Raw genomic sequence first — 20,078 nt, forward strand, 5'->3', positions numbered from 1 at the left:
GCTCTACGATCCCAGCCGCACCGGAAGGTCGCGCAGGCTGTTGACGAGGATCGACGGGTTGTTCGCGAGCTGCTCCTCGGGCACCGCGAGCGTGAGGCCGGGGAAGCGGTCGAAGAGTGCGGGGAGGGCGACCTGGGCCTCCAGCCGGCCGAGGGGGGCGCCGGGGCAGACGTGCGGGCCGTAGCCGAAGGAGAGGTGGCGGGCGGTGCGGCGGGTGATGTCGAACTCCTCGGCGGTCGGGCCGTGCTGGACCTCGTCGCGGCCGATGGCGCCGTAGGAGACCATCACGGCGTCGCCCTCCTTGATGACCACATCGCCGATCGCGATGTCCTCGGTGGCGTAGCGGAACAGGAAGTTGGTGGTCGGCGGCGACCAGCGCAGCGTCTCCTCGACGACCGTGTCCCAGCCGCAGCCGCCGCCGCGCACCAGCGCCAGCTGGTCGGGATGGGTGAGGAGCCCGCGTACGGCGCTGACCAGCAGGTTGATGGTGGTCTCATGGCCTGCGGCGATCATGACCAGGAGGGTGCCGACGAGCTCCTCGTCGGACAGCCGGTCGCCGCCCTCGGTCGCGGCGAGCAGCGCGCTGGTGAGGTCGTCGCCGGGCCGCCGCTTCTTCTCCTCGACCACGCCCGCGAAGAACGCGAACAGCTCGGCCATGGCGGCCCGCACCTCGTCGGCGGGGGTGACGCTGCTGAAGAAGGTGTCGTACAGCGCGCGCAGCCGGGAGTGTTCCGCGGCCTCGACGCCCATCAGCTCGCTGATGACGCGCATCGGCAGTTTGAACGCGAACCCGCTCTTGAAGTCCACGACGGCGCCGCCCGCGCCGGCGGCCTCGAACTCGTCGAGGATCGTGCGGGTGATCTCCTCGATACGCGGTCGCAGCCGCTCCATCCGGCGCGGGGTGAGCGCCTGGGCGGTGAGCACCCGCTGCCGCTTGTGCTCGTCGCCGTCGGCGGTGACCATGCTCGTGCCGGGGGCGACCAGGCCGATCAGCGGCCAGGTCGTGGGGATCTCGCCACGGGTCCAGGCGCCCCAGCGGTTGATGTCCTTCACCAGGCGCGCGTCGGTGAGCAGTCTGCGGGCTTCGGCGTGGCGCGTCACCGCCCAGCACGCGACTCCGCCGGGCACCTCGATCGCGACCACCGGCCCGGCCTGTCGCAGCCGGGCGCCCTCTCCGACGAGATCACGTACGAGTGGGTCGAGGGCGATACGGCCGTGGTCGACGGGGCAGGTCATGGTTGCCTCCAAGTGGGTTCCAAAAGCTGACAGTTGTAGCTACCCCGTTGTCAATAGCCTTTCAACCACCGCTGTTTCCCAGCGCGGGACGGTACGTAAGTCCGCGGGTGCGGCGGCGAGCGCCGGCAGGCTCGCGGCCGCGGTGATGACACCCGCGGCCAGGGGGGCGGTCACTGCTCCGCCCAGCGGCAGGCGGCCGGCGCGGTGGGGGTGCGGTCATCGATCGGGTCCTCGCGAAGGGCGGCGGGATTCCTCTGCCGCAGGTCAGGAGGGGTGACCCGGACCGCGGGCCAAGGGAGGCACCGGCGCACCACGGTCACCTCAGCGGCAACCAGGCCGCCCGTGTAGCTTCGCGGTAGCTTCCGTTGCGCCAACGCGCGTTCACTGTCCGTCATTTGACGGCGCTAGAGTGCGGCATTCGACTGCCGAGGAGGGGGACGCATGCCGGGGAACGGCGCCGTGACCGGCGGGGAACAGCCTTTGAGCCACCCGTTGAGTTGCATACGCGCGGAGCGCGGCTGGACCTACCAGGACGTGGTCGACATCGTCGCCCGCCGGGTCGGCAACATGTCCGCGCGCCGGGAGAAGGCGTGGCGCTGGGAACACCGCGGAGTCGTACCCGACCTGGAGACACAGCAGGCCCTCGCCAGCGAACTCGGGGTTCCGCAGGCCCAGTTGACCACCACTCCGTGGCCCGGCTGGCTGCCGGTGGGCGACCGTACGGCGGCGCGCGTCGCCTGGACACCGCAGGACTGCGTCGCCGCGCTCGACGCGACGGCCGGGACGGCGCTGCTGGACCGGCGCGGGTTCATGGTCGCGGGCGCGGGCAGCGCCGCGACGGCCGCGCAGCGGTGGCTCGCGCTCGCCCCGCTGTCGTGGCCCCAGCCACAGCCCATGACCGTGCCCTCGCCCGTGCCCTCATCCGAATCCGCGTCGCCGTCCGCGTCGCCGTCCGCGTCCGTGGCCGTGCTCGCACCGGTGGCCGTGCCCGCGCCGGCACCCTTCGCGGCGTCCCAGTCCGTGCCGCGGCCACGCGGCGGCTCGTCCGCCGCACACGCCACGCCCGCGCTGCTCGCCGCGATCGGCGCGCTGGAGGAGCGGGTCCCCGCGCTGCGCCGGCTGGAGGCCGCGCTCGGCGGTGGACCGGTCCGCGCGGCGGCCGACGCCGAACTGCGTCTGGTCACCGATCTGCTGGCCCGCAGACCCACGGCGCGGCTCGGTCCCGCCGATGCCGCCGGGCTCCCGGCGCGGCGGCTGTTCACGGTCGCAGGCGAGTTGGCGTGCCTGACGGGCCGCGCCTGTCTCGACACCGGCCACGAGGCCGCCGCCGAGCGGTACTTCACCGCCGCGCTGTCGGCCGCCCACGCCGCCGGTGACCGCCCGCTGGGGGCGCGGGTCCTCGCCGCGATGAGCCTGCAGTGCCTGACCGCCGGCCGTCCGCAGGAGGCGCTGGCCATCGCGCGGGCCGCCCGCGAGGGCCTCGTCCGGGAAGCGGCCACGGGCGAGGGGCGCGCCGCCGGCACGTCCACGGCGCACGGGTACGCCGCGGACGAACGCGATGCCGATCCGCGCGCGGCGGGAGGGCTCCCGGCCGACGTACTCCGCTCCTCGGCGCTGCTCATGGCCCGGCAGGCGCGGGCCCATGCCGTACTGGGCCAGGCCGGCGGGTGCCAGCGGCTGCTCGCCGCGGCGGGCGCCATCCTGACCCCCGACACCCGGAGCGGCGCCGACCACCGGGCCGACTACTGCGCGGAGGCCGCGGCCTGCGAGCTCGCGCTGGACCGCCCTGCCGCCGCCGACCACTGGCTCCGGCGGACCCTCTCCGCGCTGCCCGAGGGCCGGGCCCGCGACCGCGCGGGCACCCTCGTCCTGCGGGCCGGGGCCGCACTCGACCTGGGCGCCGTGGATCGGGCCCGGGAGCTGGCCACGGAGGCCGGACGTGCCGTCGAGGGCATCGACTCCCCCCGGGTGCGGCACGCCCTGGCAGCGCTGTGGGAGCGGCTGCACGGCCGTCCCGTACGGCAGCGCGGGGGCAGGGAGGCGCCCGGCCGGGACCTCGCGATGACCGCCCTGTAACACATGTACGGGTATGCATCGGGTCTGCTACAGAACCGCCTGCGATTGCCGGTCTCGCACCCCCAGCGGGCACACTTTCCCCATGAGCGGATGGTCCAACGAAGCAGAGCAGCGCCGGCGCACCGAGCCACCGCTGCCCCCCGAGCTGTCGCCGCGCCGTGGCGCGGCCGCCGCGGCCGGTGTACCCCCGCAGCCTTCGCGGGGCGGGGCCGGCGGCGGCGACTACGGGCCGCCGAGCACCGGCGGCGGTGGCCGCGGTTCCGGCCGCCGGCCCGGCAGCCGGGCCCGTAAGGTGAAGATCACCCTGCTGAGCCTGGTCCTGGTGCTGCTGGTGGTCTCCGCCGGTACGTATTTCTGGGCCGACGGCAAGGTGCGCCGCGAGGTGGACCTCAGCAAGGTCGAGGACCGGCCGGCCGGCGGTAAGGGCACGAACTATCTGATCGTCGGCTCCGACAGCCGCGAGGGGCTGTCCAAGCAGCAGGAGCAGGATCTGCACACCGGCTCGGCCCAGGGCAAGCGGACCGACTCGATGATGGTCCTGCACGTCGGTGGCAACGGGAACACCATGCTCAGCCTGCCGCGTGACTCGTACGTCACGATCCCGGCCTTCACCGGCCAGCAGTCCGGCAAGCGCTACCCGGCCGCCACCCACAAGCTCAACCGGGCCTACGCGGACGGTGGCCCCGAGCTGCTCACCCGGACCGTCGAGTACAACACCGGTCTGCACATCGACCACTACGCCGAGATCGGGTTCTCCGGCTTCGTGAACCTGGTGGACGCGCTCGGCGGCGTCGACATGTGCCTCGACAAGCCGCTCAAGGACAAGGCGTCGGGCGCGGACTTCCCGGCCGGCTGCCAGACGCTGAACGGCAAGCAGGGCCTCGCCTTCGTCCGGCAGCGGCACCAGGAGGCCGACCAGGACCTCGGCCGGATGCGGAACCAGCAGAAGTTCCTGTCGACGCTCGCCCACCAGGCGGCCTCGCCCAGCACCGTGCTGAACCCGTTCACTCTCTACCCGGTGATCGGTTCCGGCCTCGACACCCTCATCGTCGACAAGGGCATGAGCCTGTGGAACATCAGCTCGATGTTCTGGGCGATGAAGGGCGTGACGAGCGGCGACGGCAAGTCGATGACCGTCCCGATCTCCACCGCCAGTCTGCCCACCCGCGGCGACGGCGTCGCGGTGAAGTGGAACCAGGCGAAGTCCAAGCAGCTATTCGCCCAGCTGAAGAACGACGAGACGGTCACGGTCACCGACAAGGGCTGACCGGTCGGCGTCCCTCAGCAACAAAGCCCCGGACGGGAATTCGTCCGGGGCTTTCGCGCACGGCTTTCGCGTACGGCGTCCTGAGTTACGCCGCGACCTCGGTTACTTCGGCAGGTTGCGCGCCATCACGATGCGCTGGACCTGGTTCGTACCCTCGTAGATCTGGGTGATTTTGGCGTCGCGCATCATGCGCTCGACCGGGTAGTCGCGCGTGTAGCCGTAGCCGCCGAGCAGCTGGATGGCGTCGATGGTGACCTCCATCGCGACGTCGGAGGCGAAGCACTTGGCGGCGGCGCCGAAGAAGGTGAGGTCCTCGTCCTTGCCACCGGCGGAGATGCGCTCGGACTTGGCGGCGGCCGCGTAGGTCAGCTGGCGGGCGGCCTCGAGCTTCATGGCCATGTCGGCGAGCATGAACTGGACGCCCTGGAACTCGGCGATGGCCTTACCGAACTGCTTGCGTTCGTGCACATAGCCCTTGGCGTAGTCGAGGGCGCCCTGCGCGATGCCGATCGCCTGGGCGGCGATGGTGACGCGGGTGTGGTCGAGGGTCTTCATCGCGGTGGCGAAGCCGGTGCCCTCGTCGCCGATCATGCGATCGGCGGGGATCCGCACATTGTCGAGATAGACCTCGCGGGTCGGCGAGCCCTTGATGCCGAGCTTCTTCTCGGGGGCGCCGAAGGAGACGCCCTCGTCGGCCTTCTCGACGACGAAGGCGCTGATGCCCTTCGAGCGCTTCTCCGGGTCGGTGACGGCCATCACCGTGTAGTACTCGCTGACGCCCGCGTTGGTGATCCAGCGCTTCACGCCGTTGAGGACGTAGAAGTCGCCGTCACGTACCGCGCGGGTCTTCATACCGGCCGCGTCGGAGCCCGCCTCGGGCTCGGACAGGGCGTACGAGAACATCGCGTCGCCCTTGGCCAGCGGGCCGAGGTACTTCTTCTTGAGCTCCTCGGAACCGGACAGGATCACCGGGAGCGAGCCGAGCTTGTTCACGGCCGGGATGAGGGAGGACGACGCGCAGACGCGGGCCACCTCCTCGATCACGATCACGGTGGCCAGGGCGTCCGCGCCCGCGCCGCCGTAGGCCTCCGGGACGTGCACGGCGTGCAGGTCGGCGGTGATGAGGGCGTCGAGGGCCTCCTGCGGGAAGCGGCCCTCCTCGTCCACCTCCGTCGCGAAGGGGGCGATCTTCGCCTCGGCGAGCGAACGGACCGAGTCGCGGAGCATGTCGTGCTCCTCGGACGTCCGGTAGAGGTCGAAATCGGAAGAACCGGCCAAGGCTGTCTCACTCCCCGAGTGCTTGCTAACTACCGTTAAGTAACCAACCGATCGTAGGCCCGATCGGGCCGCCCGGCATACGTGAGCTTCACGACACCTTGCTGCCCAGCCGGTCCACGGTGTTCGCTCCGATGTAGTCCGCCATCGTGTCGTTCCGCACCGCTTCCCACAGCGCCGACGTGCCGTTCCGGTCGAGAAGGACCACCTCCTGGCCCTTGATCATGTCGAAGCCGGCGACGGGCGCGTTCATGAACACCATGTCGGAGGACCTGGTGCCCTTCATGCCCCAGATCAGGTCCCGCAGATCGCCGTCGGAGAGCCGGTCGTCGACGCTCACCGAGTTCGTCACCTGGTCCAGCATCCGCTTCGCCTTGAGCGGATTGCTGAGCGTGTCCCCCGCCAGCACCTTGGCCAGCACGGCCCGCAGGAAGTTCTGCTGCCGGTGGGTACGGTCCAGGTCGCCGCGCGGCAGGCCGTACCGCTCGCGTACGTAGTCCAGCGCCTCGTCGCCGTCCATGTGGTGGGTGCCCGCGTCCCACATCCCCGCGCCGTTGCGCGGGGAGACGGTCTTGTCGACGGTGATGTCCACCCCGCCGATGGCGTCGGTCAGCTTCTTGAAGCCGCTCCAGTCGATCACCGCGAGATGGTCGACCTTCACATGGGTGAGCCGCTGCACCGTGTCGATCAGCAGCGGCGGGCCGCCCCAGGAGAAGGCCGCGTTCAGCTTGTCGCTGCCGTGGCCCGGAATCGGCACCCAGGAGTCACGGGGCAGCGAGACGACATACGCGTGCTTCCCGTCGGCCGGCAGGTGCACCAGCATCATCGTGTCGCTGCGCTGCGCGCCCGACTGCCACTCCGGCGCCTTGGCGCCCTTGCCGGTGGTCGGCAGGTCCGAGCGCGCGTCGATACCGACCAGCAGGAATGTCTGACCGCCCTTGCCGGGCGCGGGCTGCGCCTCGGGCGGCACGTTCGTCGGGAACGCGTTCGGGATCCGGTCGACCCGGCCGGTGTAGTGCTCGTACGCGTACCAGACCGTGCCGACGATCAGCAGCGCGCCGGTACACAGCAGCAGCACGGCGGCGAGCAGCACCCGGCGGGTTCTGCGCCGGCGACGGGCCCTGCGGTCCTTCGGCTCCGGCGGCTCCCCGGGCAGCGCCGCCCCGGCCTGCACGGGTTCCCCGGCCTGCACGGGTTCCCCGGTCTGCACGGGTTCCCCGGTCTGCACGGGTTCCCCGGTCTGCTCGGGTTCCCTGATGTGCTCTGACCCCTCGGCCTGCCCACCCGGTTCGGGACCCTCTTCACTTCTCGGTACCGCGTCCTCTTGGCTGGCTCGTGCCACGGCCTCCACCCCCTCAGCTGTGTACGCGTTGTGGCCATCTGACCACGGCTCCACCCTGGATTTCACACACCGGGACGCGACTATGCTCTTCGCATGCCTCTGAAGCTCACCGTCATCGGCACCGGTTACCTCGGCGCCACCCACGCGGCCGCCATGGCCGAGCTCGGCTTCGAGGTACTGGGGCTCGATATCGACCCCCGCAAGATCGAGATGCTGTCGGCCGGCAAGGTCCCGATGTACGAGCCGGGTCTCGAGGAACTGCTCGCCCGGCACGTCGCCGGCATCGAGGGATCCACCGGACGGCTGAGGTTCACCACCTCCTGGGAAGAGGTCGCCGAATTCGGTGATGTCCACTTCGTCTGCGTCAACACCCCGCAGAAGCACGGCGAGTACGCCTGCGACATGTCCTACGTCGACAGCGCCTTCGAAACGCTCGCACCGCATCTGCGGCGGCCCGCCCTGGTCGTCGGCAAGTCCACCGTGCCGGTGGGCAGCGCCGCCCGGCTCGCCGCCCGGCTCGCCGAACTGGCTCCGGCCGGGGCCGACGCCGAGCTGGCCTGGAACCCCGAGTTCCTGCGCGAGGGCTTCGCCGTCCAGGACACTCTGCACCCGGACCGGGTCGTCGTCGGCGTCGCGAGCGCGCACGCCGAAAAACTGCTGCGCGAGGTGTACGCGACACCCGTCGCGGAAGGCTCGCCGTTCGTCGTCGCCGACTACCCCACCGCCGAACTGGTCAAGACCGCCGCCAACGCCTTCCTCGCCACGAAGATCTCCTTCATCAACGCCATGGCCGAGGTGTGCGAGGCCGGCGACGGCGATGTCGTGAAGCTCGCGGAGGCGATCGGCCACGACGACCGGATCGGCCACAAGTTCCTGCGGGCCGGCATCGGCTTCGGCGGCGGCTGCCTGCCCAAGGACATCCGCGCCTTCATGGCGCGCGCCGGTGAACTCGGCGCCGATCAGGCACTGACCTTCCTCCGCGAGGTCGACTCGATCAACATGCGGCGGCGCGGCCACATGGTCGAGCTCGCCCGCGAAGCGGTCGGCGGCGACAGCTTCCTCGGCAAGCGGATCGCCGTACTCGGCGCCGCCTTCAAGCCGGACTCCGACGACGTACGGGATTCGCCCGCGCTCAATGTGGCCGGGCAGATCCACCTCCAGGGCGGCCAGGTCACCGTCTACGACCCCAAGGGCATGGACAACGCGCGGGCGCTGTTCCCCACGCTCGCGTACGCGGGCAGTGCGCTGGATGCCGTGCGGGGGGCGGATGTGGTTCTTCACCTCACCGAATGGCGCGAGTTCCGGGACCTCGACCCCGCGGCCCTCGGCGAGGTCGCCACGACGCGGCACATCATCGACGGCCGCAACGCGCTCTCTCCCGAGCTGTGGCGCGCGGCGGGCTGGAAGTTCCGCGCGATGGGCCGTCCTTCGGCCTGACGGCTTTGGTGCCGGGTCCCTGCGGGAGCGTTGCCGGGCCGGGGCCCGGTGGCTCCGGGGTAGGGGTCCGAAATCGACTATTTACGGGCCTGGCGGCCCACAAATAGCTCGGCAGCATTTCGGACCCCTACCCCTGCGCCCCCGTTCCCCTCCGAGTTCCCGTGCGTCCCGTGCGCAAGTGCTCGGCCGCCTTCCGCTGCCCCTGCGCCCCCGTATGTCGTGTCCGACCGTCCTGCTTTACGGCGTACGGCTGCGGTATGCGCGCATTTTGGCTCGGCTGCCGCAGACGGCCATCGTGCACCAGCGGCTGCGGCCCGCTGGGCTGCGGTCGTAGTAGACCCAGCGGCAGTTGTGGGCTGCGCAGGCTTTGAGCCGGGGCCAGGTGCCGTCGGCGACGGCGGTGGTGATGCCGGCGGCGAGGTGGGCGGTGAGGGCGGCGGCGCCGGTGAGGCCTTCTGCCGGGCGCAACGACGCGCCGCCCCGCGGGTCGATCGAGAGCACCAGCGGCGCGGCTCCCAGCAGCCGCCGCAGTTCTGTTCCCGTTGCTTCCGGCACGTCCGTTCCGGTGTGTGCCTGGCAGGCGTCGCGCAGTGCCTCGCGGAGTGCGATGACGTCGGCGAGGTCCGTGGTGCCCGAGGCGGGGCCGTGCAGGCCGTGGTCCCGTGCCCAGGTGTCCAGGTCGGCCGGGGTGCGCAACTGGTCGTCGGCCGACTCGATATCGACGGTGTTCGCCAGATCCTGGACCAGAAGGAGTGGTCCGGGAGCGGGGGCGCGTTCTCCGGGCTGCTGCACCCTTGCCACGTTACTGCTTGAAGGGCATGATGCAGTAACGGTTACCGGTTAACCACGATCACAGGTAACGAGCGAAGGAGACAGCATGAGCATCGGAACGCTGGGCAGCGTCGTCCTGGACTGTCCGGACCCCAAGGAATTGGCCACGTTCTACGCGGCCGTGGTCGGCGGTGACGTGGAGGCGGACGACGACGACTGGGTGGAGCTGCGCGCGGCCGACGGCGTCAAGGTGTCGTTCCAGCGGGCGCCGGAGCTGCGCGCGCCGCAGTGGCCCGACCCGGAGCGGCCGCAGCAGTTCCATATCGACGTGGCGGTCGAGGACCTGGACGCGGCGCAGGAAGCGGTGCTCGCCCTCGGAGCGAAGCTCCTGGAGGACGATCACGGCGGCGAACGGGACTGGCGGGTCTTCTCCGACCCGGCGGGACACCCTTTCTGTCTCTGCGCCTGCTGAGGCAGAAAGGGCGCCCCGGCCGTCAGCCGTCGAGCTCGCCGATCGTCGCGTTGGACGGGCCGCGCTTGGCCTGGGCCACGACGGCGGCCGACTCGGCGTCGCGCAGCACCCGGACGGCGTTGCGCCACGTCAGCTTGGCGAGGTCGGCGTCGGACCAGCCCCGGCCGAGGAGTTCGGCGATGAGGTTCGGGTAGCCGGACACGTCGTCGAGACCCGAGGGAGTGAACGCCGTGCCGTCGAAGTCGCCGCCGATGCCGAGGTGGTCGATGCCGGCCACCTCGCGCATGTGGTCGAGGTGGTCGGCGACGGTGGCGGGGGTGGCGACGGGGCGCGGGTGCTCAGCCTCGTACGCGCGCTGGACCTTCATGCCGGCGGGCGTGGTGTCGAGGTGGTGCAGGCCGTTGGCGCGCATGTTCTCGTCGGCGGCGCTGGTCCAGGCGACCGCGTCGGTGAGGATGAACTTCGGGACGAAGGTGGCCATGGCGACGCCGCCGTTGGCGGGCAGCAGGGCCAGGACGTCGTCCGGGATGTTGCGGACGTGGTCGCAGACCGCGCGCGCGGACGAGTGCGAGAAGATCACCGGCGCTTCGCTGACCCGGATCGCGTCCCGCATCGTGTCGGCGGAGACATGCGACAGGTCGACGAGCATGCCGCAGCGGTTCATCTCCCGGACGACCTCCTCGCCGAACGCGGTGAGACCGCCCGCCCGCCGCTCGTCGGTCGCCGAGTCCGCCCACGGAAGGTTGTCGTTGTGGGTGAGCGTCATATAGCGGACGCCGAGCTGGTGCAGCGCACGCAAGGTGGCGAGTGAGCTGTTGATGCTGTGGCCGCCCTCGGCGCCCATCAGGGAGGCGATACGGCCCTCGGCGCGCGCCGTCTCCATGTCGTCGGCGGTGAGCGCGAGCCGCAGATCGTCGGCGTAACGCTCCGTCAGCCGCAGCACCACGTCGATCTGTTCGAGGGTCGCGCAGACCGCGTCGTCGCCGGCCATGTCGCTGCGGACATAGACGGACCAGAACTGCGCGCCGACGCCGCCGGCGCGCAGCCGCGGGATGTCGGTGTGCAGCGAGGCGCTCTGGTCGGTGCCGATGTCGAGCAGGTCGAGGTCGTAGCGGACCTGCTCGCGCAGCGCCCACGGCAGGTCGTTGTGTCCGTCCACGACGGGGTGGGCGGCGAGCAGTTCCGTGGCGCGGGCGAGAAGGTCCATCGACGTCTCCTTGATACGGGTTACTTGCCGAACCCGAAGCCTGCCGCACCCTGGACCTTGGCGCGCAGCCGCTTGCCCTTGTCGGTGGCCTGTTCGTTCAGCTCTTCCTGGAAGTGCCGCATTTTGGCGAGCAGTTCGGGGTCGTGCGCGGCGAGGATGCGGACCGCGAGCAGCCCCGCGTTGCGTGCGCCCGCGACGGACACCGTGGCGACGGGGACGCCGGCCGGCATCTGGACGATGGACAGCAGTGAGTCCATGCCGTCGAGGTACTTCAGCGGCACGGGAACACCGATGACCGGCAGCGGGGTGACGGAGGCGAGCATGCCCGGCAGGTGGGCGGCGCCGCCCGCACCCGCGATGATCGCCTTGAGGCCGCGGCCGTCGGCCTGCTCGCCGTACGCGATCATCTCGCGCGGCATGCGGTGTGCGGAGACGACGTCGACCTCGTAGGGGACCTCGAACTCGTCCAGCGCCTGGGCGGCGGCTTCCATGACGGGCCAGTCGGAGTCGGAGCCCATGACGATGCCGACGAGAGGGGACGTTGTCATTCGGTGATCGTTCCTCGCAGGTAGTCGGCGGCATGCCGGGCGCGCTCGCGCACATCCGCCAGGTCGTCGCCGTAGGTGTTGACATGGCCGACCTTGCGGCCGGGCTTCACGTCCTTGCCGTACATGTGGATCTTGAGCTGCGGGTCGCGGGCCATGCAGTGCAGATACGCGGAGTACATGTCGGGGAATTCGCCGCCGAGGACGTTGGCCATGACGGTCCACTTCGCGCGCGGGCGCGGGTCGCCGAGCGGCAGGTCCAGTACGGCGCGCACATGGTTGGCGAACTGGGAGGTGATCGCGCCGTCCTGCGTCCAGTGGCCGCTGTTGTGCGGGCGCATCGCCAGCTCGTTGACCAGGATCCGCCCGTCGCGGGTCTCGAAGAGCTCGACGGCGAGATGCCCGACGACGCCCAGCTCTCCGGCGATGGTCAGCGCGAGCTGCTGGGCCTGCGCCGAGAGATCGGCGGAGAGGTTCGGCGCGGGGGCGATCACGGTGTCGCACACCCCGTTGACCTGCACGGATTCCACGACCGGATAGGAGACGGCCTGGCCGTGCGGCGAGCGCACCACATTCGCGGCCAGCTCCCGTACGAAGTCGACCTTCTCCTCCGCGAGCACCGGGACGCCGGCCAGGAACGGATCCGCGGCCTCGTCCTCGCTGCGGACGACCCACACGCCCTTGCCGTCGTACCCGCCGACCACGGTCTTGAGCACGACGGGGAAGCCGTCCCCCTCAGCCGCGAACCGCGTCACATCCGCCGGGTCCGCGACGATCCGGTGCCGTGGGCACGGCACCCCGATCTCGCTGAGCCTGGCCCGCATGACGCCCTTGTCGTGGGCGTGCTGCAGAGCGCCGGGCCCCGGGCGGACGGCGATGCCGTCGGCCTCCAGGGCCCGCAGGTGCTCGGTGGGGACATGCTCATGATCGAATGTGATCACGTCGCAACCGTGGGCGAAGGCCCGCAGTGTCGCCAGATCGCGGTAGTCGCCGATGACGACATCGCTCACCACCTGCGCCGCCGAGTCCTGCGGAGTGTCGCTGAGGAGTTTGAACCTGATACCGAGCGGGATACCCGCTTCGTGGGTCATACGGGCGAGCTGGCCGCCGCCGACCATGCCGACTACCGGGAATGTCACGTTCCCCAGGATATCGGGCGTCCGAGTACCCGAATGACGCCACCCACAGGCAGCGCTTCCCACCGTGCGGTTAGCATGAAGAGCCAGTACGACCACACCGACAGACAAGGCCGAGCGATCACCATGGGCGGACGCCAAACCGTGCAGTCGCGTTTGGGATCGCTGTATCGAGAGGTCGCCAGGTTCGGCGTGGTCGGTGGCGCGGGCGTTCTGGTGAACGTCGGGGTCTTCAACCTGGTGCGGCACAGCACCGGGCTGCAGACGGTCCGGGCGAGCATCATCGCCACCGCCGTATCGATTCTCTTCAATTACGTCGGCTTCCGGTACTTCACCTACCGGGATCGCGACCGCAGCAGCCGCTCGAAGGAACTGGGCCTCTTCCTCGGCTTCAGCGCCGTCGGCCTGGTCATCGAGAACGCGGTGCTCTACGTGGCGACGTACGGGTTCGGCTGGGACAGCTCGCTGCAGAGCAACATCTTCAAGTTCGCCGGCATCGGCGTGGCCACCCTCTTCCGCTTCTGGTCCTACCGGACCTGGGTCTTCAAGGCGCTGCCCGCACGCGGGGTCCGGGAGCAGGCGGAGTCGATACTGGCCGAAGCCGCGCCCGGGACCGAGACCGGAGCGGGACCGCAGCCGAACATCCGCTCCCCGAAGTAGGAACTCTCCGCAGGAGGAACTCTCCGCAGGAGTCGCTCTCGCGGGAGACGCGCTACACCGGAGGACCGGCCACGTCCCCGCGCGGCTGGCGCGGCTGTCCCGCCGGATCCTCCTGGGCCAGGAAGAGCGCGAAGACCGGCGGCCGCTGCTGCAACAGCTCCAGCCGCCCGCCGTCCGCCTCGGCCAGATCGCGGGCCACCGCCAGCCCCAGTCCGGTGGAATTGCGACCGCTCACCGCCCGCTCGAAGACCCGTGCTCCGAGGTCCGGCGGTACGCCCGGCCCGTCGTCCGTGACCTCGACGACCGCTTGATTCCCTGTCACCCGGGTGTGCAGGCCGACCGTGCCCGCGCCGTGCATGAGCGAGTTCTCGATCAGGGTGGCCAGCACCTGGGAGACCGCACCCGGGGTGCCGACGGCCCGCAGTCCCGGGGTACCGGACCGGATGATGGAGCGCCCCTCGCTCTGCGACGCCGGGCGCCACTCCTCCATCTGCTGCTTGATCACATCGTCGAGGTCGAAGTCGACCGCCGAGCCGGAGCGCGGGTCGCGGGCGTTGGTCAGCAGCCGCTGCACCACATCGGTGAGCCGCTCGACCTGGCCCAGCGCGATCGCCGCCTCTTCCTTGACGGCGTCCTCGTCGTCGGCGGTGGCGATGATCTCCTCCAACCGCATCGAGAGCGCCGTCAGGGGCGTACGGAGCTGGTGCGAGGCGTCGGAGGCGAGCCGCCGCTCGGCGGTCAGCATCCGGCCGATTCGCTCCGCGCTCGCGTCGAGGACGTCGGCGATCCGGTCCAGCTCGGGAACGCCGTAGCGGCGGTGCCGCGGGCGCGGATCGCCGGATCCGAGCCGTTCTGCGGTCTCCGCGAGGTCGGTCAGCGGGCTGCCGAGCCGGCGCGCCTGCCGTACCGCGAGCACCACGGCCGCCAGCACCGCGAGCAGCGCGACCGCCAGGATGACCAGCAGGGTCCTGCCGATCTCCTGGCTGATCTTGGAGCGGGACTCCTCGACGACCACGGTCGCACCGTTGTCGCCGGTCTGGGTGGACTTGATCACCCGGCCGCCCGGCGGCGTCCCGATCTCGATCGGCGCGCTGCCCGGCACCCGCACGATCGCGAACCGGTCGGCGGCGACCTGCTGGGCCAGCGAGTCGGCGTCGACCTTCTCCCCGCTGGCGCGCCGGCTGTCGACGCTGCCCGACAGCCGCACCGCCTCGGAGTCGACGCTCTCCTGCGCGCTGTTCTCGATCGTGCGGGTCTCGACGATGACGAGCGAGAGCCCGAAGACGGCGATGACGACGAGCACGACAGCGAGCGTGGAGGAGATCAGTCGGCGGCGCATGGGAGAAGGGTGTCAGCCTTCGGCTAGTTCTTCTCGAACCGGAACCCGACACCGCGCACGGTGGAGATGTACCGGGGAGCCGTCGCGTCGTCGCCGAGCTTCTTGCGCAGCCACGAGATGTGCATGTCGAGGGTCTTGGTCGACGACCACCAGGTGGTGTCCCAGACCTCGCGCATCAGCTGCTCACGGGTGACCACCCGGCCCGCGTCCCGTACCAGGACACGCAGCAGGTCGAACTCCTTCGCGGTGAGTTGCAGCTCGTCGTCGCCCATCCAGGCGCGGTGCGACTCGACGTCGATCCGTACCCCGTGGGTGGACGGCTGCGGCGCGTCGGTGGTGCCGCGGCGCAGCAGCGCCCGGACCCGCGCCAGCAGTTCGGCGAGCCGGAACGGCTTGGTGACGTAGTCGTCGGCACCGGCGTCCAGGCCGACCACCGTGTCGACCTCGTCGGCCCTGGCCGTGAGCACCAGCACCGGGAAGGTGTGCCCCTCGGTACGGATCCTGCGGCACACGTCCAGGCCGTCCATGCCGGGCAGCCCCAGGTCGAGCACCACCAGGTCGACAGCGCCCAGCAGGGCGGCTTCGAGCGCGGTGGGCCCGTCCTCGCGCACCTCGACCTCGTAACCCTCGCGGCGCAGGGCGCGCGCGAGCGGTTCCGAGATGGATGCGTCGTCCTCGGCAAGAAGTACGCGGGTCATGGGCTTGATGGTAGACCGCGTGGACAGGCGGCGACGTAGCGGTGCCAACAGCCCTGTGAGGTAGGTCTCAAGACGCCCTATAACACGTGTTCGGCTGTCATAAAGTATTGAATCGCCCGTAGCAGCACTCTGGGACCTTCTGCGCGCAACCCGCGCCGAAGGCCTCTTCTGTGACGGGGCTGGTGCAAACCAGCGAGAGTGACTGACCTGACGGCCGGGTCCGCCGCGCAAGACCGCGCGGCGGGCGTGGATCCCGGCACGCCCCCATAGCGTGCCGGTGCCGGCCACCCCCCACCGGGCGCGCGGACTGTTCCGTCGCGCGTCCCGAGCGAACAAGGATCGACCATGGCGTCCAGCCTGACGAAGGACGCCGCCCCGCAGGAGACCCCTGTACCGGGCGGCAAGACCTTCTTCGGCCACCCCCGCGGCCTGGCCACTCTCTTCATGACCGAGATGTGGGAGCGTTTCAGCTTCTACGGCATGAAGGCCCTTCTCCCGCTCTACCTGATCGCCGGCGGTCCCGCCGCCGACAAGGGCGGCCAGGGAGGCGGCCTCGCGATGACCGGGGCCACGGCCATCGCCATCTACTCCATCTACATGGCGATGGTGTACCTGCTCGCCATGCCGGGCGGCTGGTTCGGAGACCGGGTCTGGGGACCGCGCAAGACGGTCGCCATCGCGGCCGGCATCATCATGGCCGGCCACCTGACACTGGCGATCCCCGGCCAGGCGACGTTCTTCGCCGGCCTCGGACTGGTCGCCCTCGGCTCCGGCCTGCTCAAGGCGAACATCTCGACGATGGTCGGCCACCTCTACGACGGGCCGGACGACCCGCGTCGCGACGGCGGCTTCACCGTCTTCTACATGGGCATCAACATGGGTGCCTTCTTCGCCCCGCTGGCCATCGGCACCGTCGGCCAGAACTACAGCTGGCACCTGGGCTTCGCCCTCGCCGCGGTCGGCATGGCGCTGGGCCTGGTCCAGTTCCTGCTCGGCACCCGTCACCTGAGCGAGCGCAGCAGCGTCGTCCCCAAGCCGCTGACGACCGCGGAGCGCGACGCGACCCTGCACAAGGGCCTGATGTGGCTGCTCGCGGCCGTGGCCTTCTACGGCGTGGTCGTCCTCAGCGGCCACTACACGCTCAACTGGGCGCTGGTCCCGATCACCGTCATCGGTCTGGTGATCCCGGTCGGCGTCCTGGTGCGCATAAAGCGCGACAAGGATCTGTCGGCCCCCGAACAGTCCAAGATGAGCGGCTACATCTGGTTCTTCGTTGCCGCCGCCGTCTTCTGGATGATCTACGACCAGGGCGGATCGACCATGTCGATCTTCGGCGACACGAAGACGCAGGGCGCTCTGTTCGGCTTCGACTTCCCGTCCTCGTGGTTCCAGTCGGTGAACCCGCTGTTCGTCATGGCGCTGGCTCCGGTCATCGCCTGGGGCTGGATCTGGCTGTCGAAGAAGAACCGCGAACCCAGCACCACGGTGAAGTTCGCCATGGGCCTGTTCCTCATCGGCGCCTCGTTCTTCGTCTTCGTCGTCCCGATGGGACTGGCCTCGGACGGCACGAAGGTCAGCCCGATGTGGCTGGTCTCGATCTACATGATCCAGACCATCGGTGAGCTCTGCCTCTCCCCGGTCGGCCTCTCGGTCACCACCAAGATGGCTCCGGCCAAGTACGGCAGCCAGATGATGGGGGTCTGGTTCCTCGCGGTCACCGCGGGCGACTGCACCACCAGCCTGCTGTCGATCGCGGGTGTGGACCTGAACGGGACCGGCATGGTCGGCCTGGAGGCCGCCCTCGCCGTCGTCGCCGGCCTGGCCGTGTGGATGTACCGCAAGAAGGTCGTCGCGCTGATGGGCGACGTCCGCTGACGTCCCTCCCCGCGCACGCCTGATGAGGCCCGGTGACCGTACGGTCACCGGGCCTCGTCATGTCGCGGGCGCTGTCACGCCCGCGAGCGAGGTGCGTGTCGTGCCCGCTGTACGTGTTGTGCCTGCCGTGCCTGCTGTGTGCGGTCAGTGGCGCAGCTTGCGCCAGGGAGTGAAGGTGAAGACGGCGCCGCCGATGAGGAGGACGGTGCCCGCGACGAGGCCGAGGGCCCGCAGGGAGCCGTCGTTCTCGGCGCCGGTGTTGGCGAGGCCGCCGGAGGTGGCCGAGTTGTTGTCGCCGGTGGTGCCGCCGGAGACGCCGCCGCTGCTGCCCTTCTCCTTGATGTCGAGGGTGAGCGAGGCGTCGACGGCCTTGGTCGGAGTGCAGGTGGCGACCGTGGTTCCGCCATCGGTGAGCTTGATGACGATGGCGCCGGGAGTGAGCGTCACCTTGCCGGTCTTACCCGGCGAATACGTGCCCTTCAGATCATCGAGGGTGACCGGGGAGTTCGCGGTGACCGCCTGGGTGTTGGGCGGGCCGGTGACGGCGACCGTGCCGGAGTCGGCGCCGCCGACCTTGACGGCCATGCTCGGAGTGATGAAGCCCTTGGGGAAGGGCGCGGGGGAATTCATGACGCTGCCGATGAACTTCACCGCGAGGTCGTAGCCCCCGCTGCTCTTGGTGGCGTCGATGGCGATCTTGGCGGTCGGCTTGCCGAACGTCCCGCAGTCGACGGGTACGGAGACCGTGGTGCCCTTGTGGACGGTGCCGTTGGGCTCACCGCTCCCTCCCGTCGTGCCGCCGGAGGTCGTGGTGCCGCCGGTCGTTCCTCCGGAGGCCGTCGTGCCGCCGGAGGTTGTACCGCCGGAGGCCGTGGTGCCGCCCGACGCGGTCGTGCCACCAGCGCTCGTCGTTCCGCCGGAGGTCGTCGTGCCACCGGACGTCGTCGTACCGCCCGTGCCGCCGCTGCCCGTCACCTTGATGGTTACCGCGACCGGGACGCCGGCGGTCGGCGCGCAGGCGGTGTCGGTCGACATGATGTAGTTGGCGTTGATGTTGTACGCGCCGGGCGACAGGGTGACGTCACCGGCGGCGGTCAGCTTGAGCTTGCCCTTCATGTCGGACAGCACCATGGGGCTGTTCTTGGGGATCGGGGGGTTCGTCCGCGTGCCGGCGACGTCCAGCGACCCGGTCTGCGCGCCGCCGATCGTGACCTTGCCGGTGGGCAGGACCGAGTTGGCGGGCAGATCGGCGACGCCGGGGTTCTCCGAGGCGGCCTGCACCATCTTCCATGTCACGTCGATGGTGTCGCCGACCTTGGCGGTCGCGGGCGCGGTGACGTCCGCCTTGGTGGTCCCGTTGATGTCGGGCAGGTTCGCGATCTTCGGCGGTATGCACTTGGTCGCGAATGAGGACACGGCGGCCTGCGCGGGTGCCGCGATCAGCAGCGCCGAGCCGCCGCCGAGCATGAGCGCGAGACTGACCGCGGTCGCGGTCCTGCTCCTCCGCGGTCGCGTTGGTCGATTCGTCACGTGCTTCCCTTCGAAGGTGGACGTTCGGTACTCGGTGCGGATGCCGGTGGGGGTGCGGGAGTCGGTGGGGGTGCGGGAGTCGGTGCGGATGCGGGAGTCGGTGCGGATGCCGGTGTGGCAACCGGTGGGGATGCCGGTGCGGCCGGCAGGGTGCCCTGGCTGAACCAGGGCAGGGCCCCCGTGTCGTCCGCCGGACGGGAGTCCGGCGGGTGCGCGCCGTTGGGCGACGGCTTCGGGGGCGGCGACCGCCGTGGCGCGGGCAGGTGGAACAGCGCGGCGGGCCGACAAGGGGCCTTGCGGCGACGGCCGGAGGCATAGATCGTGCCGGGCAGCCGCGGGCGCGCCTTGTCGACCACGGCCATGCCGATACGGAAGACCGCGGCCGGGACGACCACGCACAGCAGGATCCAGAAGAGGGTGATGCCCCACGGCCGGCCGACGTCCCACGGTTCGGTGACGAGCACCTTGCCGCCGTACTTGAGCTGGACCTTGTAGTCGCCGTGCGCACCGGAGGCCAGCTCGACGGGCAGCTTGATCTGCTGCTTCATGCCCGGCGCCACACTGCCGCGCCACTGCTGCTCCTCCCACTGCGGCGCGAAGACCCCGTGCGAGACACCGACCTGGAACACCGGGTCCTTGGTCGGCGCCGAGCCGAGATTGCCGACGGTGAAGACGAGTTGGCGCTGCGGCGGTGAGCCGAACCAGTTGAGCAGACCGCTGCTCCCCTCAAGCCTGGCCGTGAGCACCGCGAGCCGCCCGCCGCCGGCCGGCTGCGGCCGATCGGCGACCGGGTGTCCGGTGACGACGAAGGGCGCGTCGACGGAGACGGAGTCGCCCATCACCGTCGCGACATGCACCACGCAGGGGCAGGGCTTGGGCGGTGCGGCGGCCAATAGCTTCTGGGTGAAGCCGCCCTTGGCGTCGGTGGTGACCGCCCGGCCGGACTCGTTGGAGCAGGAGTTGGTGCCGCCGATCGCGTTCTGGCCGCAGACCAGCAGGGTGAGCAGCGTGGCCGGCTTCCAGCCCCGCCCGGTGACGGTGATCTCCGCGCCGGGCTTGGCCTGTTGCGGGGAGAGCGCCACCGCGGGTTTCTGATCCGCCGATGGTGTCAGGACCGTCGCGCGCGCGGGCTGCGCGGTGAGCGCGGACAGTACGAGCAGCCCCGCGGCGAGCACGGCGGCCGCCAGCGCCCGGAGTCGTTCCCTGTGCATC

General features: G+C 70.5%; 17 protein-coding genes. 6 read left to right on the forward strand and 11 right to left on the reverse strand.

The window, feature by feature from the left end:
- Positions 1-3 precede the first annotated feature (3 nt).
- Positions 4-1,236: a cytochrome P450 family protein gene (locus QMK24_RS06970; RefSeq protein WP_283464324.1), complete on the reverse strand. Its 1,233-nt coding sequence runs from the start codon at positions 1,234-1,236 to the stop codon at positions 4-6.
- A 441-nt stretch (positions 1,237-1,677) separates the two neighbouring features.
- Between QMK24_RS06970 and QMK24_RS06975 the strand changes: the two genes are divergently transcribed.
- Together QMK24_RS06975 and QMK24_RS06980 are read left to right on the forward strand one after the other, a co-directional pair.
- Positions 1,678-3,312 carry an NsdA family TPR-like regulatory protein gene (locus tag QMK24_RS06975; protein WP_283464325.1) on the forward strand — a complete coding sequence of 545 codons (1,635 nt, stop codon included), beginning with the start codon at positions 1,678-1,680 and terminating at the stop codon, positions 3,310-3,312.
- 82 nt (positions 3,313-3,394) lie between these two features.
- Positions 3,395-4,579 carry an LCP family protein gene (locus QMK24_RS06980; protein WP_283464326.1) on the forward strand — a complete coding sequence of 395 codons (1,185 nt, stop codon included), beginning with the start codon at positions 3,395-3,397 and terminating at the stop codon, positions 4,577-4,579.
- Positions 4,580-4,681: 102 nt separating this feature from the next.
- Here QMK24_RS06980 and QMK24_RS06985 read toward each other — a convergent pair whose 3' ends face one another.
- Both QMK24_RS06985 and QMK24_RS06990 read right to left on the reverse strand, forming a co-directional pair.
- Positions 4,682-5,857 carry an acyl-CoA dehydrogenase family protein gene (locus tag QMK24_RS06985; RefSeq protein WP_283464327.1) on the reverse strand — a complete coding sequence of 392 codons (1,176 nt, stop codon included), beginning with the start codon at positions 5,855-5,857 and terminating at the stop codon, positions 4,682-4,684.
- Positions 5,858-5,945: 88 nt separating this feature from the next.
- A complete protein-coding gene (locus QMK24_RS06990) occupies positions 5,946-7,196 on the reverse strand; it encodes an LCP family protein (RefSeq protein WP_283464328.1) in 1,251 nt (416 codons plus the stop codon).
- Positions 7,197-7,289: 93 nt separating this feature from the next.
- On the opposite strand from QMK24_RS06990, the gene QMK24_RS06995 reads away from it, so the two are divergent.
- Complete coding sequence (locus QMK24_RS06995; RefSeq protein ID WP_283464329.1) at positions 7,290-8,633, forward strand: UDP-glucose dehydrogenase family protein; 1,344 nt, start codon at positions 7,290-7,292, stop codon at positions 8,631-8,633.
- A 237-nt stretch (positions 8,634-8,870) separates the two neighbouring features.
- Here QMK24_RS06995 and QMK24_RS07000 read toward each other — a convergent pair whose 3' ends face one another.
- Complete coding sequence (locus QMK24_RS07000) at positions 8,871-9,425, reverse strand: CGNR zinc finger domain-containing protein (RefSeq protein WP_283464330.1); 555 nt, start codon at positions 9,423-9,425, stop codon at positions 8,871-8,873.
- An 85-nt stretch (positions 9,426-9,510) separates the two neighbouring features.
- Here QMK24_RS07000 and QMK24_RS07005 point away from each other — a divergent pair, with 85 nt between their 5' ends.
- Positions 9,511-9,876 (forward strand): VOC family protein, encoded by a 366-nt coding sequence (locus QMK24_RS07005; protein ID WP_283464331.1) that lies wholly within the window; start codon positions 9,511-9,513, stop codon positions 9,874-9,876.
- 22 nt (positions 9,877-9,898) lie between these two features.
- On the opposite strand, the gene QMK24_RS07010 is transcribed toward QMK24_RS07005, so the two are convergent.
- From QMK24_RS07010 to QMK24_RS07020, 3 genes are read right to left on the reverse strand one after another with little or no spacing between them, the layout of a single operon-like run.
- Complete coding sequence (locus QMK24_RS07010; protein ID WP_283464333.1) at positions 9,899-11,083, reverse strand: dipeptidase; 1,185 nt, start codon at positions 11,081-11,083, stop codon at positions 9,899-9,901.
- Between the two features lie 20 nt (positions 11,084-11,103).
- The gene (gene purE, locus QMK24_RS07015) at positions 11,104-11,631 is read right to left on the reverse strand and encodes a 5-(carboxyamino)imidazole ribonucleotide mutase (RefSeq protein WP_283464334.1); all 528 of its coding nucleotides are present in this window, start codon (positions 11,629-11,631) and stop codon (positions 11,104-11,106) included.
- Positions 11,628-12,767, reverse strand: a complete 1,140-nt coding sequence (locus QMK24_RS07020; RefSeq protein WP_283464336.1) for a 5-(carboxyamino)imidazole ribonucleotide synthase — start codon at positions 12,765-12,767, stop codon at positions 11,628-11,630. Before QMK24_RS07020 ends, purE begins: the two co-directional genes overlap by 4 nt.
- Positions 12,768-12,890: 123 nt before the next feature.
- On the opposite strand from QMK24_RS07020, the gene QMK24_RS07025 reads away from it, so the two are divergent.
- A complete protein-coding gene (locus QMK24_RS07025) occupies positions 12,891-13,424 on the forward strand; it encodes a GtrA family protein (RefSeq protein WP_283464454.1) in 534 nt (177 codons plus the stop codon).
- A 52-nt stretch (positions 13,425-13,476) separates the two neighbouring features.
- Here QMK24_RS07025 and QMK24_RS07030 read toward each other — a convergent pair whose 3' ends face one another.
- Both QMK24_RS07030 and QMK24_RS07035 read right to left on the reverse strand, forming a co-directional pair.
- Positions 13,477-14,763, reverse strand: coding sequence for a sensor histidine kinase (locus tag QMK24_RS07030; protein WP_283464338.1), 1,287 nt, complete (start codon positions 14,761-14,763; stop codon positions 13,477-13,479).
- A 23-nt stretch (positions 14,764-14,786) separates the two neighbouring features.
- On the reverse strand, positions 14,787-15,461 hold the full coding sequence (locus QMK24_RS07035; protein WP_138356121.1) for a response regulator transcription factor: 675 nt from the start codon (positions 15,459-15,461) through the stop codon (positions 14,787-14,789).
- Positions 15,462-15,806: 345 nt separating this feature from the next.
- On the opposite strand from QMK24_RS07035, the gene QMK24_RS07040 reads away from it, so the two are divergent.
- Positions 15,807-17,336 carry a peptide MFS transporter gene (locus QMK24_RS07040; RefSeq protein WP_283464340.1) on the forward strand — a complete coding sequence of 510 codons (1,530 nt, stop codon included), beginning with the start codon at positions 15,807-15,809 and terminating at the stop codon, positions 17,334-17,336.
- Between the two features lie 144 nt (positions 17,337-17,480).
- On the opposite strand, the gene QMK24_RS07045 is transcribed toward QMK24_RS07040, so the two are convergent.
- Together QMK24_RS07045 and QMK24_RS07050 are read right to left on the reverse strand one after the other, a co-directional pair.
- Positions 17,481-18,866, reverse strand: coding sequence for a hypothetical protein (locus QMK24_RS07045; protein WP_283464341.1), 1,386 nt, complete (start codon positions 18,864-18,866; stop codon positions 17,481-17,483).
- Entirely contained in the window at positions 18,863-20,077 is a 1,215-nt protein-coding gene (locus QMK24_RS07050) for a hypothetical protein (protein ID WP_283464456.1), read from the reverse strand. The genes QMK24_RS07045 and QMK24_RS07050 overlap by 4 nt, the downstream gene beginning before the upstream one ends.
- Between the last annotated feature and the right edge of the window lies 1 nt (position 20,078).

The organism is Streptomyces sp. PH10-H1 (assembly GCF_030063355.1).
In the GTDB taxonomy this organism is placed as follows: Bacteria; Actinomycetota; Actinomycetes; order Streptomycetales; family Streptomycetaceae; genus Actinacidiphila.

Bases quoted from the DNA above. Each gene is read 5' to 3' on its own strand.
- QMK24_RS06970 (WP_283464324.1), bottom strand. From the start codon at position 1,236: ATGACCTGCCCCGTCGACCACGGCCGTATCGCCCTCGACCCACTCGTA.
- QMK24_RS06975 (WP_283464325.1), top strand. From the start codon at position 1,678: ATGCCGGGGAACGGCGCCGTGACCGGCGGGGAACAGCCTTTGAGCCAC.
- QMK24_RS06980 (WP_283464326.1), top strand. From the start codon at position 3,395: ATGAGCGGATGGTCCAACGAAGCAGAGCAGCGCCGGCGCACCGAGCCA.
- QMK24_RS06995 (WP_283464329.1), top strand. From the start codon at position 7,290: ATGCCTCTGAAGCTCACCGTCATCGGCACCGGTTACCTCGGCGCCACC.
- QMK24_RS07005 (WP_283464331.1), top strand. From the start codon at position 9,511: ATGAGCATCGGAACGCTGGGCAGCGTCGTCCTGGACTGTCCGGACCCC.
- QMK24_RS07010 (WP_283464333.1), bottom strand. From the start codon at position 11,083: ATGGACCTTCTCGCCCGCGCCACGGAACTGCTCGCCGCCCACCCCGTC.
- purE (WP_283464334.1), bottom strand. From the start codon at position 11,631: ATGACAACGTCCCCTCTCGTCGGCATCGTCATGGGCTCCGACTCCGAC.
- QMK24_RS07025 (WP_283464454.1), top strand. From the start codon at position 12,891: ATGGGCGGACGCCAAACCGTGCAGTCGCGTTTGGGATCGCTGTATCGA.
- QMK24_RS07030 (WP_283464338.1), bottom strand. From the start codon at position 14,763: ATGCGCCGCCGACTGATCTCCTCCACGCTCGCTGTCGTGCTCGTCGTC.
- QMK24_RS07035 (WP_138356121.1), bottom strand. From the start codon at position 15,461: ATGACCCGCGTACTTCTTGCCGAGGACGACGCATCCATCTCGGAACCG.
- QMK24_RS07040 (WP_283464340.1), top strand. From the start codon at position 15,807: ATGGCGTCCAGCCTGACGAAGGACGCCGCCCCGCAGGAGACCCCTGTA.
- QMK24_RS07050 (WP_283464456.1), bottom strand. From the start codon at position 20,077: ATGCACAGGGAACGACTCCGGGCGCTGGCGGCCGCCGTGCTCGCCGCG.